The organism is Amycolatopsis sp. NBC_01307 (assembly GCF_035975215.1).
Taxonomy (GTDB): Bacteria; Actinomycetota; Actinomycetes; order Mycobacteriales; family Pseudonocardiaceae; genus Amycolatopsis.
In genome coordinates this window covers 5,028,255-5,042,034 of the sequence record NZ_CP108403.1, presented here as the reverse complement: position 1 = coordinate 5,042,034, position 13,780 = coordinate 5,028,255, and the positions used below count along the sequence as shown (strand labels likewise).

Here is a 13,780-nt window from a genome sequence, read left to right as displayed (position 1 = left end):
GACCTGCACAGCGCTGACGGCCCGTCCGGCCGCGACCCGGCTCGCTTCCTGCACGTCGACCAGCTCGGCATGGCCCAGCTGCTGCTCGAATGGACCCGCACGGACACGTTCGAACCCGCGGCCCGCGCACTGGTCGCGCCCCTGCGCGAGGTGCCGGGGGACGCTGGCGTCCTACTTGGACGCGGAGTCGTCGATCGCGGAGACGGCGACCGTGCTCGGCGTGCACCGCAACACGGTGGCGGCGCGGATCGCGCGGATCGAGCAGCTGCTGGGCGTCGACCTGTCCCGGCTCGACGAACGGCTGGCGCTGCACCTGGCGTCGCGAGCGGTGATCCTGTCCGACCCGTGACCGGCGGGGTGCGCCGGTCACGGGTGGGGGACTAGTCGTCGTCTCCGCCGCCGGTGACGTTCCCGATGCTGGCGGGCACGCCCTTGATCATGTCGACGACGGTCTTGCCGGCCAGGCCCGACTTGCCGAACCACGGGTCGGTCATGACCTTGATCGCCGACTCGAACTTCTCGGCGGCGGCCGGGCTGTTGAAGAGCTTGCCCAGCTCGTGCACGGAGAGGTTGCTGATCTTGTCGAACTTCTGCATGATCTCCGGCGTCACACCGTCCACCTTGGACAGCTTGTCCTTGATGACGTCGGTCATCTGGTCGGTGAACGGCTTGTGCGGCTTGGGCTCCGGCGCCGGAGTGGCCGGCGGGTTGCCGGCGTCGTCCGGCTTCGGCGGCGCGGGCTCCGGCTTGGGCGGCGCCGGTTCGGGCTTCGGTTCCGGAGTGGCCGAAGTCGGCTTGGGGTCGGGCTCGGGCTTGGGTTCCGGCTTGGGCGGCGCCGGTTCCGGGGTCGCCGAGGACGACGGCGCGGGCTCCGGCTTCGGCTCGGGCGTGGGTTCGGGCTTCGGCTCGGGTTTCGGTTCCGGCTTGGGTTGGGGCGTGGCCGAGGACGGCTTGGGTTCCGGTTCCGGCTTGGGTTCCGGCTTCGGCTCCGGGGTCGCCGAGGACGACGGCGCGGGTTCGGGCTTCGGCTCGGGTACGGGTTCGGGCTTGGGTTCCGGTGTGGCCGAGGACGGTTTGGGTTCCGGCTCAGGAGTCGCGGACGACGGCTTGGGCTCCGGCTCGGGCGTGGCCGACGACGGCTTGGGCTCGGGAGTCGCCGAGGACGACGGTGCGGGCTCCGGCTTGGGCTCGGGCTTCGGTTCCGGCTTGGGCTCGGGTTTCGGCTCGGGCTTGGGGTCCGGTGTGGCCGAGGACGGCTTCGGTTCCGGGGTCGCGTCCGGCTTCGGCAACGGCGTCGCGGGCGGCTTCGGGGTGGGTGTCGGCGTCAGGCTGCTCGTCGGGGGCTTCGCCCCGGCCAGCTCGTCGCCCGCCTTGCCCATCTTCGCCAGCGATGCCACCAGGTCGCCCAGCTTCTTGGCCAGCTCGATGAGCTTCGTGCCGATCTTGCCCAGTGCCGTGGCCACCGTGCCGATCGTCGTGCCGACGAACAGCGCGATCGACGCGCCGAACGTCACCGGGGCCAGCGCCGCCGCGATCAGGGCGCCCTTGATGATCGTCGCCAGGAGCATCGCGATCAGGTCGCGGAAGATGCCGCGGAACGCGCCGACGATGCCGCCGGCGATCTTCATGTTCTTGCCGGCCTGGTCCAGGTACCAGCCCAGGGAGCCGAGCTGCTCGGTGACCGCGTCCATGTCCTTCTTGAACGCGTCGGCCGCCTTGCCGGACCAGTCCTTCATCAGCGTTTCGATCGCCGTCTGGTGGTCCTGCGACCACTGTTCCAGCTTCTTCTTCTCGGCCGTGAGCGCCTCGCTGGCCGCCGCGATGCCGATCGGGTCGCCCATCAGGATGTCCAGCGGCCACCGCAGGATCGTGATGTGCTCGATGAGCCAGCCGATCCCGGCGGTCAGCAGGCTGCCGATCGGGTCCAGCACGAGACCGATGGTCTCCAGCGCCATGCCCGCCGAGCCGATGCCGATCGCGACCTTGTCGTTGTCCTTGACGGCCTTGTCCAGGCCCACCGCCGCCTCGAAGAACCCGGCCCCGGCCGACGCGTTGTCACTGTTGAAGAGCTCGCCGCCGTGGAGGCTGACGTCCTTGCTCTTGTAGTCGTCGGCCACTATTCGAACCTCACGATCGAGTCGACGGCGTCCTGTTCACCGGACTTGTACCGCTTCGCGGCCTCGGTGACCTTGTCCGCGAACTCGCCGATGGTCTTCGCGTAGTCCCCGAACTGGTGGTGTGCCTTGTCGGTCCACGTGCTCGCGCCCGCGGCCATCAGCTGGCACGCCGGGTTGATGCCGAACATGCCGGGGTCGCAGGTCATGCCGCCGACCAGGTCCCCGGTGCTCTTGAGGTTGCTCTCCAGTTCGTCGAGGTGCTGGGCGAACTTCGCCAGCGGCTCGGAGTCGACCCGGAAACCGCCGCCGCTCACCAGGGGTTCGATTCGTCGTCGAAGGTGTCGTCGCCCGAGGGACGGCGCCGCGGAGCAGGCCCGGCGGCCGGCGGTGGGCCGGTCGGCCGCGGTGGTGGTGGCGGGGTCGTGGCCGGCGGCGGGGTCCGCTCGGGCTCGGCGTTGTCCGGCGCCGCGAAGTCGCCGTCCGGCGGTGGGTCCGGCGGCAGGAAGGACCGGACCATGTCGGTGGACTCGCTGTCGCCGTTGATGGTCGCGAAGGAGTCGGCGACGCTGCGGGCGGTCTGGCGCTGCGCGTCGCGGACCGCGCCCATGATCGCCGCGGTCAGCCGGGCCGGGCCCATCTCGCAGGCCCGGAAGCCGAGCTCGAGGTTCGTCAGGGCGCCGTTGGGGGCGAGGGTCACGGTGACGGCCCCGTCGCGGGTGCGCACGGTGGCCCCGGCGGACGAAAGCGCTTCACTCAGCGCCGCCGCCTTCGCCTGCATGTCCCGGACCTGCCGGTCCAGCAGGAGTTGGAAGTCTTCACCTGGCCCCAGGTTCGGTTGCACGAATTCGACTCCTCGCCATCCGGGGAGGCCGTCTACCAGCGACGACCTGAATTCGGGCAGATTAGCGCACACCGGACGTTCACTCACTGGTAGTCGGGGGTGTGCCTGCTTTTCTCCTCGTTCTTGCCCGGTTGTGCCTCACCCGGTCGGGTTGACCCGGAGGGCGGTCCGGGTTGCACGATCGAGGGCATGACCGAACTCGACCACTACCGGCCCCTGGGCCGCTCCGGGCTGCGGGTCTCGCCGCTCGCCCTGGGCGCGATGACCTTCGGCACCGGCGACTTCTGCGCCGACGACGACACCGCCCGCAAGATCTTCCGCACCTACGTCGACGGCGGCGGGAACTTCGTCGACACGGCGGACAACTACGGCGACGGCCGCAGCGAGGTGCTCGTCGGCGAGTTCCTGCGCGACACCGCACGCGACGACATCGTGCTCGCCACCAAGTACTCCGGGCCCAAGTTCGCCGGCGGCGGCCCGGTGTCGGATCCCCGGCACCGCAGCAACGGGCGCAAGAACATGGTCGCTTCGCTCGAGGCGTCGCTGCGCCGGCTCGGCGTCGACCACGTCGATCTGTACTGGCTGCACGTCTGGGACGGCTCCACCCCGGCGGAAGAGGTGATGGCCGCGTTCGACGATCTGGTGCGTGCCGGGAAGATCCGCGCCGCCGGGCTCAGCGACGTCCCGGCCTGGTACGCGACGAAGGCGGCCATGCTCGGCGGTCCGCCGGTGACGGCGCTGCAGCTGGCCTACTCCCTCATCGAGCGCGCGATCGAGGCCGAATACGTGCCGCTGGCCCAGGAGTTCGGCATCGCGATCCAGCCGTGGGGCGCGATCGGCGGCGGCTTCCTCAGCGGCAAGTACACCCGCGACGGCGAGGGTACCGGCCGCCTCGAAGGCGCCGACGTCCCCGAGCCGCGGTGGGCGATCCTCGACGCCGTCCGCGAGATCGCCACCGAGGTGGACGCGACCCCGGCGCAGGTCGCCCTGCACTGGGTGACGCGCCGGCCCGCGATGCCGGCACCCCTGATCGGCGCCCGGTCGCCGGAGCAGCTGACCGAGAGCCTGGGTGCGCTGACCCTCGACCTGACCGACGCCCAGGTGGACCGGCTGACGGAGGTGAGTGCGGTGCCATTGCCGTTCCCGCACGGCATCCTGGCGCAGCTCAACGCGGGCCTGTCGCGCTAGCCGTCGTCCGGCCGGTCGCGCTTCTCGTCGCTGTGGTGGCCGGGTTGCTTGCCACGCACGAAGGCCGCACAGCGACGGGAATGGCCGACACGGCGCGCGGTATGGGCCAACACGATGCCCGGGCTGGGCAACGCGGCGCCGGGACCGGCCAACATGGCGCCCAGGTCGGCCAACATGGCGTGCGGAACGGTCAACGCGGCGCCGGGCCCGGACAACACGGCGACGGGACCCGGCCACCATGGCGACCGGAATGGCCAACGCTCGACGCGAGGGCAGCTGAACACGGGCCTGCCGCGCTAACCGTCGCCGCCGTGACCTCCGTGGTGGTCGTCGGCGACCGACTCCGCGTGGGGTTCGGCGCCGACGCAGGTCACGATCGTCACGTTCTCCGTGCCGCCGTTCTTGAACTTGATCGACGCCGAGGCGGCCGGGCCGCGGGAGACGTCGTCGGTGCGGAAGCCCGGGTCCGGGCTCCACGACCGCAGTGTCACCTGACCGCTTGCGCACTCGGCGACGAGGCTGCCACCCGGGACAGTCAGGCCACGCGGTGCCGGGGCGCTCGAAGACGAAGGAGCGGCGGCGGTGGTCGTGGGCACCACCGCCGAAGAGGTGGCCGGCGCGGCCGCGAGCGCGCGGGTGACGTCGTCCTGGGACAGGGGCTGGTTCTGCGGGCCGAGGATGCCCGCGCCGACGACGTCCAGGGCGAACGTGGCGACCGCGGCCGTGGCCCCGGCGGCCAGCAGCCACCCCACCGCGATCAGCACCCCACGTCGTCCCATGTGGTCCACTGTGCCACCCCGAAGGGTTAAGGCACTCCTAACGCGGTCCTACGGTTCGCCACGATCCGGTCGACACGGCCTCGCCGGTATACCGTCCTGCGCATGGCCACGGTGTTGATCGTCGAGGACGACCCGACCATCCGCACAGCGGTGCTCCGCGCGTTGACCGACCGCGGGCACACGGTGACGTCCGCCGCGAACGCGATGACCGGGCTGCAGGCGGCGGTGACCGACCGCCCCGACGTCGTCCTGCTCGACCTCGGGCTGCCCGATCTCGACGGCCGCGAGGTGCTGCGCATGGTGCGGGCGGTCAGCGCGGTGCCGATCATCGTCGTCACCGCGCGCGGCGCGGAGGACGAGATCGTCCGGCTGCTCGACGCCGGCGCCGACGATTACGTCGTGAAACCCTTCGGTGGCGCGCAACTCGACGCCCGGATCCGCGCGGTGCTGCGGCGCAGCGAGCCGGAGGAGACGACGGCCCCGGTCGTCGTCGGCGGGATCTCGGTCGACGCGCGGACGCGGGAGGCGTCGCTCGACGGCGTCCCGCTCGACCTCACGCCGCGCGAGTTCGACCTGCTGCACTACCTCGCCGCCCGGGCCGGAACGGTGGTGAGCAAGCGCGAACTGCTCGCCGACGTCTGGAAACTGCCCTACGCGGGCGCGGACAAGACCGTCGACGTCCACCTTTCGTGGCTGCGGCGCAAGCTCGGCGAAACCGCGCAGGAGCCGCGGTACCTGCACACCGTGCGCCGGGTCGGCGTCCGGCTCGCCGAACCGGGGGCCGGGGCGTGAGGAAACGGCTCGCGCTGCTGGTGGCCGTCACGATGAGCCTTGTGCTCGTCGCTTTCCTGGTGCCGCTGGCGATCCTGCTGCAGTCGGTCACCGCCGACCGCGCGGTCACCGCCGCCACGGCGAAGGCGCAGTCGCTCACCTCGCTGGTGGCGACGGCCGACGCGCGCACGCTGCAACCGGCGATCGACCAGCTCAACACGACCGCGGGCCACCCGGTGACGGTGTTCCTGCCCGACGGCACGGTGCTCGGCGCGCCCGCCGCGCGCACGCCCGGCGTCCAGTTGGCGGCGGTGCAGGGCAGCCTGACGGTCGAGGACGCGGACGGGCGGGAGATCCTGGTCGCCGTCCAGGGGCTGCCGCGGGGGACGGCGGTGGTGCGGGCCTACGTCGACCGGGCGGAGCTGACCCGCGGGCTGGGGTCGGCGTGGCTGGTGCTGGCGGGGCTGGGGGTGTTGCTGCTGGCGCTCGGGGTGTTCGTCGCCGACCGGCTGGCCCGCGCGGTCGTGCGGCCGGTCCACGAGCTCGCCGAGGTGTCCCGCCGGCTCGCCGGCGGCGACCTCGACGCGCGGGCGCGCTCCGGCGGGCCCGCGGAGGTGCGGTCGGTGACCTTGGCCTTGAACTCCCTCGCCGCCCGGATCCGGGAGCTGGTCCGGCAGGAACGGGAGGCCGTGGCCGATATTTCGCACCGCCTGCGGACTCCGCTGACCGTGCTGCGGCTGGACGCCGAGTCGCTGCGCGACCCCGAAGAGGCCGAGCGGATCACCGGCCACGCGGAGAGCCTGGAGCGCCAGGTCACCGCCCTCATCGAGCAGGCACGCCACCGCGATTCGGCGCCGGTTTCGTGCGATGCGGCGGAGGTCGTCGTCGAGCGGGCGGCGTTCTGGTCGGTGCTGGCCCAGGACCAGGACCGCGAGGTGCACTTGTACCTCGACCCGGGACCGCTGCCGGTCGCGGTCGGCGCGACGGAGCTCGCCGCGTGCCTGGACGCGTTGCTGGGCAACGTCTTCGCGCACACGCCCGAAGGAACGACGTACACGATCAGCCTCTATCCGAAGCCGGACGGCGCGCGGCTGGAGGTCGAGGACCAGGGTCCGGGGTTCGACGAGGTTCCCCTGCGCGGCCGGAGCGGCGCCGGGTCGACCGGGCTGGGGCTGGACATCGCCCGCCAGACGGCCCGCTCGTCCGGCGGGGATTTCTACGTGCACCGGGTCCCGCCGCACGGCGCGCGGATCGTCCTCGATCTCCGAAGTCCTTAGGAGTTCTTTAAGCTGCCGGAAGCGCGCTGCTATCACTGATCGCGGGATGCTCGGTTTCGTTGTCGGAGAAAGAAAAAGGAGCAGCGATGCGCAAGGTACTGGTGTTCGCGGTAGCGGGAGCGGCCCTCACGATCGGCGGGACGACGGCGGCACTGGCGTCGTCGTCGCACCCGGGCACGGACGACGGTGTCCGGCCGTCCACGGTCTCGACGACGTCGGGAACGCCCACGCACAGCGGGGTTTCGGCGACGGCCACGGTGCCGGAGTCATCGGCGACCTCGGTGCCGGGCGCGACGTCCGTTCCGAGCACGTACCCGTCGGCGGACCGGCACGGCGGCCGCACGACCGAGCCCGGTGACGACCGCGGCCGGTCCACTGTGGAGCCGGGTGATGACCACGGCCGGGGTGTGGAGCCGGGTGATGACCACGGTGGGCACGGTGTGGAACCGGGTGACGACCACGGTGGCCGGGGTGGCGAGCCGGGTGACGACCACGGTGGTCACCACGAGGCGGGCGACGACCACGGGGGCCGCCGGTGACCCTGGGAAAGCCGTGAGGGGCCCCTTCATGGCGCCAAGAGCCGTGAAGGTGCCCCTCGTGACACTGCGCCGCGCGGTCCGCGGCGCGTCGTCGTCGGCGGTCAAGCCGTGCGCGTGGTGTCAGGCCGTGGGCGCGCCCGCGGTCACCGGGCCGACGGTCAGGTTGTGCGCTTCGGCGGAGTCGTCCAGCGCGCCCTGGTTCCAGGGCAGGGTGATGGCCGGGTCGAAGGTGTCGCCGCGCGGGGTGGTCGTCGCCGGCGCGGTCACCGTGACGCTCGTGGGCGACACCTGGTTCTCCGGGGCCTCGATGCCGGTCCAGTGCAGCAGCATCGACGCGGGCGCGCCGTCGGCGACGGTGACCGCCGGAGCGTCCGCGGCGGCCGGGTCGGGGGTCACGGTGACGCCGTCGGCGCCGGTCAGGGTGACCGGGAGCGCGCCCGGGAGGGTGCACGACTCGCCGGGCTTCGCGGTGAAGACCAGCGAGGCGTAGCGCTGGCCAGCGCCGGGGTCGCCGGCGACCAGCGTCGTGTCGACCTGGCCGGAGGCGCAGTTGAAGTCTGTCGGCATCGCGGAGGCGGCCCCCGCCCCGGCGACGACAGCGGACGCGGCGGCGCCGGTCACGGCGAGAACGGTCACGGTGCGGCGGATGCTCGGACGAGTGGTCATGAGCTGTACCCCTTCCGGTGTCGGGCGGTTCCGGTGAGTGGTTCACCGAACTCCGCGCTCACTAAGAAAGATGCCCACGACCCGTCCGGGTTAGCTCCAAAGTGGGGTTGCCCGCAGAAAAGCAACCCTGGGTGATCTTGAACGTCTGACTAAACGTGATTCCGTGCGCGACGGCGCTAGCCGTTCACGTGCACCGGCCTGCGGGACCCAGCGAGACGCTGGCGTCGGCGAGACCACACCCACGAACCTCACCCGGCGAGACACGGCGGTCGCCGCGATGGCGCGCACCACGGCGACGGCACGGGTCGGCTCGGCACCAGCCGGTCCGGCTTCGGCGGGCGTGGCCCGGCCCTGTCGGCGGCATTGGCCGGGCGCGGTCCGGCCCTGTCGGCGGCATTGGTGAGCGCGGACCGGCCCCGCCGGTGGCTCTGGTGAGCGAGGCCCCGGCCTCGTTGGCGGCGCTGGCCGGCGCAGTCCAGCCCCATCGGTGACATTTCGGGCGTGGCCCGGCCCCGCCGTTGGCACTGGTGAGCGCGGCGCCGGCCTCGCGGTGGCGCTGGCGGGCGTAGCTCGGCCCTGTCGGTCGCACTGGTGAGAGTGCCCCGGCCTCGCCAGCGGCACTGGGGAGGCAGCTCAGCCCTGTCGGCGGTGCTGGCGGGCACGGTCTAGCGTCGTCGGTGACGTTGGTGAGCGTGGCCCGGCTTCGCCGGTGACATTTGCGGGCGTGGCTCGGCCTTCTTGGGGGCGCTGGCGGGCGTGGTCCGGCCCCGCCGGTGGCGCTGGCGGGCGCTTCGCCCGGTGGACAGGCCCTCGCACGTTTGGACGGCAGGCAGACCCCGTCCACACCATCGCGACGGGGACCACCGCACAGCCGGTCCGAACCCGGCCGGTCAGCCCACCGGCACGCCGCGCACCGTGACCGGGCCGCGGGTCGGGTCCAGTTCGGTCGTCTGGTCGACTCCTGCCGGGGTCAGGACGTCCAGGGCCTTCGGTGCCGTGGCCGGGTCGGCGGTGCACACCGGGGCCGTGCCGCCCGCCGCGCACAGGCCGAACGTGTACTGGCCCGCCGTCGGGGTGAACGGCCTCGCCTGGTCGGGGGAGTTGCCATCCTGGCCGGTGAGGACCGCCGCGAACGTCCAGCCCGCGCCCGGCGTTCCGAACGCCGACTTCGCCACGCTGACCGTGATGTAGCGCGTCGCCTGCGACGCCTGGACCGAGGGTGTCGCCAGCGCGGCGCCCGAAGCGTCGACCAGTGACGGGTCGGCGAAGCCTTGGACTTCCAGGCGCCTGCTCCACGCGTCGGCCGGTGCGATCGTGTACGCCCGGCTCGGGAACGGAGCTGCGGTCGAGGTGGTCGTCGCGGCCGGGTCGTGGGCGTAGATCGTCAGCAGCTGGGCGCCCAGCGGTGATCCGAACGTCGGCGTGAGGTCGCGGACCTGGGCGCGGAACACCAGGTTGGTGCCCGAGTCGATGACCTGGAACCGCTGCAGGTCGAACGCGCCCGCGTGGAAGTCCGTCGCGGTCGGGTAGGTGTACGTGCCCGGGCCGTTGTCGTCGCCGTCCGGGTCGGTCTGGTCCAGCAGGACCGTGCCCGTGACGAAGTCCGAGCTGATCGTCCGCTGCGCGTAGCCCGTGCCGGCACCCGTGGCCGTTGCGGTGACGACGTTCGCGCCCAGCGGGGTCGGCACCGTCGCGGCGAAGGTTCCCGTGGCCGAAGCCCGCACCGAGAGCACCGTGGTCGTCCCGGCGTCGGTGGCCGAGACAGCCAGGTCGACCTGGCTGCCCGCAGGCGCGGTGCCGATCACCGCGGCCGTCGCGGTCGAGACCGACGCCGGTGCGTCCAGGGTGACCGTCAAGGCCGCGGGCGGGGCGTGGGTGACGTACCGGGCGCGGACGTCGGCGGGCTGCTCGGGCAGCTTGCCGTCCGCGACGGCCCGGGCCAGGCGCACCGACTGGGACTGCGCCCAGCTCAGCGGGGCGACCGAGCCGACCGACTGGCCCGGCGTGAACCCGATGGACGCCGTCCGCGGGTCGGTGCCGTACGGCGACGCCGGGACCGCCGGGTTCTCCCAGATCTGCTCGGGGATCAGGCCGGTCCCGCCGGTCTGGGCGCGCATCGCGCGCAGCAACGTGGCCGCGCCCGCGCGGTCGCCGGTCTGGACGGCCTGCTCGCCGCGTTCGCCCGCGAGCACCGGCCAGAGGTGCCCGGACCCGGTGTTGGTCGTCGGCCACGGCGTCCCGGTCGGGGCGCAGTTAGTCGGGTCGGGCTCGTAGCAGTCGCCGTAGCCGTCCTCGCTGCCCGGCGCCGACGTGCCGTAGCGGTACCAGCCCGGCCCGGCCGGGGTGTCCCGCTTGATCACGCGGTCGACGACGGCCAGCGACGCGGTGACGTCGGGGTCGGTCGCCGGCAGCACGCCGAGGCGGGTCAGCTCGAGGAACCCGGCGTCGACGACCGCGCGCTGGTCGGCGTCCACCGAACCGTTGCCCAGGTTGTAGAAGTACTCCGAGTTCGGGTCGCCGTTCTTGGTCAGCCGCAGGAAGTAGCGGCCGCCGTACGGGCCGTTCGACGTCACGGTCCAGCCCTTGATGCTGCGCTGGAACTGGTCGGCGGTGGCCCGGTAGACGCGGGCGCGCGCCGGGTCGCCGTTGTGGTCGGCGATCACGCCGGCCGCGACGAGCCCGGCGATCTCCGCGGCGATCGTCGAGGGGGAGTAGCCGCCCTGCTCTTCCCAGCGCTCGGAGCCGAACGACGGCCCGTGCGCGACGACGAAGTCGGCGGCCGCGCGGATGTGGCCGGTGTAGAGCGTCCGGTCGCGGTCGAGCCCGGCCTGCAGCGCCATCAGGATCGGGTACGCGCTTTCGTCGAGCTGGTCACCGCCGGAGTCCGGCGCTTTCTTGCCGTTGAGCAGGGAGTTGCGCGGGAACCGGCCGTCCGGCTGCTGCTGGCGGGAGAACAGCCAGCGCACGCTAGCCCGCGCCGTGTCGCGGTCGCCCGCGGCGAGCAGGCCGGAGAAGCTTTCGTAGAGGTCGCGGGCGAAGATCTCGCGGTAGGAGCCGAAGTACACGGGCTTGCCGCCGGGCGCGTCGCCCGCGGACACCGCTTGGCCCCACGGGCTGCCGAGCGACGCCACCACCGCGCCCGGGAACGTTTTGTCCTCGCTGGCCTTCAGGACGTTGGCCGACTGGTAGTAGGCGTCCGAGTCCTTGCCGCGCAACGGGGTCAGCCCGTTGTCGTAGTTCTGCCAGCCGCGCGCGTAGTCGCGGTAGCTCTGGTCGAACGGCGTGCGCAGGCTCGCCCCGGCCGTCGCGACGGCCGCCCGCGCGTCCGTGCCGAAGCCCAGCGCCAGCACGGCCGGGCGGCGCGGGGCCAGGTCCAGCTGCGCGGTCTGCACGACGTTGCCGTTCGCGGCCGTCGACGTCGGGTCGGTGAGCCGGTGGGCGCGGTCCAGCTGGGCCAGTCCGTCACCGGCGGTGCCGGCGAAACCACTGCCGGTGCTCAAGAACCTGCGGTCCGCGCGCAGGGCGGCGGCCAGCGGCGTGCCGTAGTCGCGGGCCGGCGCGCTCGAGACGGTGTTCGTGTCGGCGCTGACCAGCGCGGTCGTCGCCGCGTCGACCGTGGCGGTGTCTCCGCCGCCGTTGGTCTCCCCACCACCGCCGTTGCCGTTGACGCTCGCGTCGAACCGCACGTAGACCTTCAGGTCCCGGCCGGAGTCGCGCAGCGGCTCGAGGCGGGTCCGGATCAGCACGCCGGTGCGCGCCGGGTCGGCCAGGTACTCGGTGACCAGCCGGTACTTGCCGCTGCGCGGGGTCGACGTCACCTCGCAGGCCATCCCGCCCGCGCTGGTCCGGACCGTGTAGGTCATGTCGCGCGCCTGCAGGTCGGTGAAGCTGCGCCCGTCGGTGACGGCGAACTGCAGCGTCTCGACGTTCGTGTTGTCGATCACCGGCGCGTAGACGTCGGAGAGCACGCCGTTCGCGACGGTGAACCACGCCTTGCTGGTCGTGTTCCGCGCGGTGCCCAGGCAGTCCTTGCGGGCCAGGCCGAAGTGCGAGACGGCGCCCGGACCGGGATCGCCGGCCGCCGAGGCTGCGGGCACGGGCAGGAAGGTGGCGGCGGCCAGCACCGCGCAGAGCACCACGGACGACGTCGACCGAGTCATCCGCACATCGGATCACGCCCGTTCGCGCCGCACCAGGGCCGAACGGCCGCCCGGTCGCGGTGACCGTTGGTTGAGAACCCGCACGGGTGGGTAGCAAACCCACAGTCCCCCGAGGAGGTGAATATGGAAGAGCACGGATCGGATGGATGGAACTACCGCGGCACGATCACCCCGCGCACGTTGCCGGGTCTGCGCCGCCATCTCATGTCGTGGCTGCGCAGAAGAGCCGGCGACGAGGTGGGCCGTCAGGCCGACGAGATCGTCCTGGCCTGCTGGGAGGCGATGGCCAACGTGCTGGACCACGCCTACGGGGGCCGGCCCGGCGAGATCGACGTCCGGGCGCGGATCGACGACCGGGTCCTGATCGTCACGATCGCCGACCGGGGCAGCTGGCAGGCCCTGGAGGAGCAGGCCGGCCGCGGCCGCGGGCTGCGGCTGATCCAGGCATTGGTCGACGGGCTCGACCTGCGCTCGACCGACGACGGCACGGTCATGACGCTGACCTGGCCGTTCCCGGTCCGCCGCAGCGCCTGAGCGGCGGAGGACCGGACGCCGTCAGCCCGGCGTCGCGCCGTCGGACAGCTCGGCGACGAACCGGGCCGCGATGTCCCGCAGCTTCACGTTGGTGCGCTGGGACTCCGTGATGAGGCGCTTCATGGCTTCGTCGGCGGAGATCCGGTGCACGGCCATCAGGATGCCCTTGGCCTGCTCGATCACCGCCCGCGATCTCATCGCGGCCTCGAGCTCGGTGGCCCGCTGCCGCGCCTGGTGGTAGCGCCGCGTGGTGCGCAGGCCGAACGTGACGATCGTGGTGTAGAGCTTCAGCAGCTGGGAGTCGGTCTCGGCGAACCCGTGGTCGCCGAAGCCGAAGAGGTTCAGCGCGCCGCCGAGGTGCTCGTCGACCCGCAGTGGCGCGGCGAGGTAGCTGCCGACGCCGACGCTCCCGGCGTACTCGGTGAACTCCGGCCACACCCGCCCGGCCGTGGCGAGCGGCACCCGGACGATCTCGCCGGACGACGCCGCCTGCAGGCACGGGCCCTCACCGGCCGCGTACTGGACGTGGTCGATGTCGACGGCGCGGTCGTCGGTGGCGGCCGCGGTCGTCGGCTCGCCGTCGCGGATCGCGGTGATGCTGGCCATGTCGGCGCCCGGGATGGCCCGGATGGCCTCCGCGCAGACGGCCTGGAGGATCTCTTCGGCGGATTCGGTCTCCAGAGCACCCGTGAGATCCGCCATGGCGGCGGTCAGCTCGTCGAGGTCCTCGGCGGGGATCGGCGCACCGGTCACTGCTCAACTCCGTCCGGGCCGCTGCGGTCAGGTCTCGAACCGCTGCTGCTTCAACGGAACGGCGAAACCCTACCCGCGCCGGTCGCGTCCTCCGCAACTCTGGGCCCGGTACGGCGGTGGCACCGGCCCGGAGCTCACTGCTGAACACCGTGGGT

At 72.6% G+C, this 13,780-nt stretch carries 14 protein-coding genes; 6 read left to right on the top strand and 8 right to left on the bottom strand.

Translation table 11 applies throughout. The annotated features are described in order from the left end of the window. Positions 1-175: 175 nt before the first annotated feature. Positions 176-349, top strand: coding sequence for a helix-turn-helix domain-containing protein (locus OG439_RS20985; protein ID WP_326951056.1), 174 nt, complete (start codon positions 176-178; stop codon positions 347-349). A gap of 31 nt (positions 350-380) precedes the next feature. Here the strand turns inward: OG439_RS20985 and OG439_RS20980 are convergent, their stop codons facing one another. Genes OG439_RS20980 through OG439_RS20970 form a run of 3 tightly spaced genes read right to left on the bottom strand, consistent with a single transcriptional unit; the run spans position 381 to position 2,958 of the window. Continuing rightward, positions 381-2,117: a WXG100 family type VII secretion target gene (locus tag OG439_RS20980; protein ID WP_326951055.1), complete on the bottom strand. Its 1,737-nt coding sequence runs from the start codon at positions 2,115-2,117 to the stop codon at positions 381-383. Beyond that, positions 2,117-2,431 (bottom strand): hypothetical protein, encoded by a 315-nt coding sequence (locus tag OG439_RS20975; RefSeq protein WP_247053731.1) that lies wholly within the window; start codon positions 2,429-2,431, stop codon positions 2,117-2,119. The genes OG439_RS20980 and OG439_RS20975 overlap by 1 nt, the downstream gene beginning before the upstream one ends. After that, a complete protein-coding gene (locus OG439_RS20970; RefSeq protein WP_326951054.1) occupies positions 2,428-2,958 on the bottom strand; it encodes a YbaB/EbfC family nucleoid-associated protein in 531 nt (176 codons plus the stop codon). Before OG439_RS20970 ends, OG439_RS20975 begins: the two co-directional genes overlap by 4 nt. Positions 2,959-3,147: 189 nt before the next feature. Here OG439_RS20970 and OG439_RS20965 point away from each other — a divergent pair, with 189 nt between their 5' ends. Continuing rightward, positions 3,148-4,146 carry an aldo/keto reductase gene (locus tag OG439_RS20965; RefSeq protein ID WP_326951053.1) on the top strand — a complete coding sequence of 333 codons (999 nt, stop codon included), beginning with the start codon at positions 3,148-3,150 and terminating at the stop codon, positions 4,144-4,146. Here OG439_RS20965 and OG439_RS20960 read toward each other — a convergent pair. Together OG439_RS20960 and OG439_RS20955 are read right to left on the bottom strand one after the other, a co-directional pair. Next, positions 4,143-4,322 (bottom strand): hypothetical protein, encoded by a 180-nt coding sequence (locus tag OG439_RS20960; protein ID WP_326951052.1) that lies wholly within the window; start codon positions 4,320-4,322, stop codon positions 4,143-4,145. The two genes, OG439_RS20965 and OG439_RS20960, sit on opposite strands and share 4 nt — an antisense overlap. A 120-nt stretch (positions 4,323-4,442) precedes the next feature. Next, the gene (locus OG439_RS20955) at positions 4,443-4,925 is read right to left on the bottom strand and encodes a hypothetical protein (protein ID WP_326951051.1); all 483 of its coding nucleotides are present in this window, start codon (positions 4,923-4,925) and stop codon (positions 4,443-4,445) included. A 102-nt stretch (positions 4,926-5,027) separates the two neighbouring features. Between OG439_RS20955 and OG439_RS20950 the strand changes: the two genes are divergently transcribed. The 3 genes from OG439_RS20950 (at position 5,028) to OG439_RS20940 (ending at position 7,512) form a co-directional block, all read left to right on the top strand. Further along, positions 5,028-5,717 (top strand): response regulator transcription factor, encoded by a 690-nt coding sequence (locus OG439_RS20950; RefSeq protein WP_326951050.1) that lies wholly within the window; start codon positions 5,028-5,030, stop codon positions 5,715-5,717. Continuing rightward, positions 5,714-6,973 (top strand): sensor histidine kinase, encoded by a 1,260-nt coding sequence (locus tag OG439_RS20945; RefSeq protein ID WP_326951049.1) that lies wholly within the window; start codon positions 5,714-5,716, stop codon positions 6,971-6,973. Before OG439_RS20950 ends, OG439_RS20945 begins: the two co-directional genes overlap by 4 nt. A gap of 86 nt (positions 6,974-7,059) precedes the next feature. After that, positions 7,060-7,512, top strand: coding sequence for a hypothetical protein (locus tag OG439_RS20940; protein WP_326951048.1), 453 nt, complete (start codon positions 7,060-7,062; stop codon positions 7,510-7,512). 120 nt (positions 7,513-7,632) lie between these two features. On the opposite strand, the gene OG439_RS20935 is transcribed toward OG439_RS20940, so the two are convergent. Both OG439_RS20935 and OG439_RS20930 read right to left on the bottom strand, forming a co-directional pair. Beyond that, a complete protein-coding gene (locus OG439_RS20935; RefSeq protein WP_326951047.1) occupies positions 7,633-8,178 on the bottom strand; it encodes a DUF4232 domain-containing protein in 546 nt (181 codons plus the stop codon). A gap of 890 nt (positions 8,179-9,068) precedes the next feature. Next, positions 9,069-12,338: a glucodextranase DOMON-like domain-containing protein gene (locus OG439_RS20930; RefSeq protein WP_326951046.1), complete on the bottom strand. Its 3,270-nt coding sequence runs from the start codon at positions 12,336-12,338 to the stop codon at positions 9,069-9,071. 123 nt (positions 12,339-12,461) lie between these two features. On the opposite strand from OG439_RS20930, the gene OG439_RS20925 reads away from it, so the two are divergent. After that, a complete protein-coding gene (locus tag OG439_RS20925; protein ID WP_326951045.1) occupies positions 12,462-12,872 on the top strand; it encodes an ATP-binding protein in 411 nt (136 codons plus the stop codon). 21 nt (positions 12,873-12,893) lie between these two features. On the opposite strand, the gene OG439_RS20920 is transcribed toward OG439_RS20925, so the two are convergent. Next, the gene (locus OG439_RS20920; RefSeq protein ID WP_326951044.1) at positions 12,894-13,625 is read right to left on the bottom strand and encodes a GAF and ANTAR domain-containing protein; all 732 of its coding nucleotides are present in this window, start codon (positions 13,623-13,625) and stop codon (positions 12,894-12,896) included. Positions 13,626-13,780: the final 155 nt, after the last annotated feature.

Excerpts from the sequence above, each read along its gene's own strand:
- OG439_RS20965 (WP_326951053.1), top strand. The coding sequence starts at position 3,148 with ATGACCGAACTCGACCACTACCGGCCCCTGGGCCGCTCCGGGCTGCGG.
- OG439_RS20960 (WP_326951052.1), bottom strand. The coding sequence starts at position 4,322 with ATGTTGGCCGACCTGGGCGCCATGTTGGCCGGTCCCGGCGCCGCGTTG.
- OG439_RS20955 (WP_326951051.1), bottom strand. The coding sequence starts at position 4,925 with ATGGGACGACGTGGGGTGCTGATCGCGGTGGGGTGGCTGCTGGCCGCC.
- OG439_RS20950 (WP_326951050.1), top strand. The coding sequence starts at position 5,028 with ATGGCCACGGTGTTGATCGTCGAGGACGACCCGACCATCCGCACAGCG.
- OG439_RS20940 (WP_326951048.1), top strand. The coding sequence starts at position 7,060 with ATGCGCAAGGTACTGGTGTTCGCGGTAGCGGGAGCGGCCCTCACGATC.
- OG439_RS20935 (WP_326951047.1), bottom strand. The coding sequence starts at position 8,178 with ATGACCACTCGTCCGAGCATCCGCCGCACCGTGACCGTTCTCGCCGTG.
- OG439_RS20930 (WP_326951046.1), bottom strand. The coding sequence starts at position 12,338 with ATGACTCGGTCGACGTCGTCCGTGGTGCTCTGCGCGGTGCTGGCCGCC.
- OG439_RS20925 (WP_326951045.1), top strand. The coding sequence starts at position 12,462 with ATGGAAGAGCACGGATCGGATGGATGGAACTACCGCGGCACGATCACC.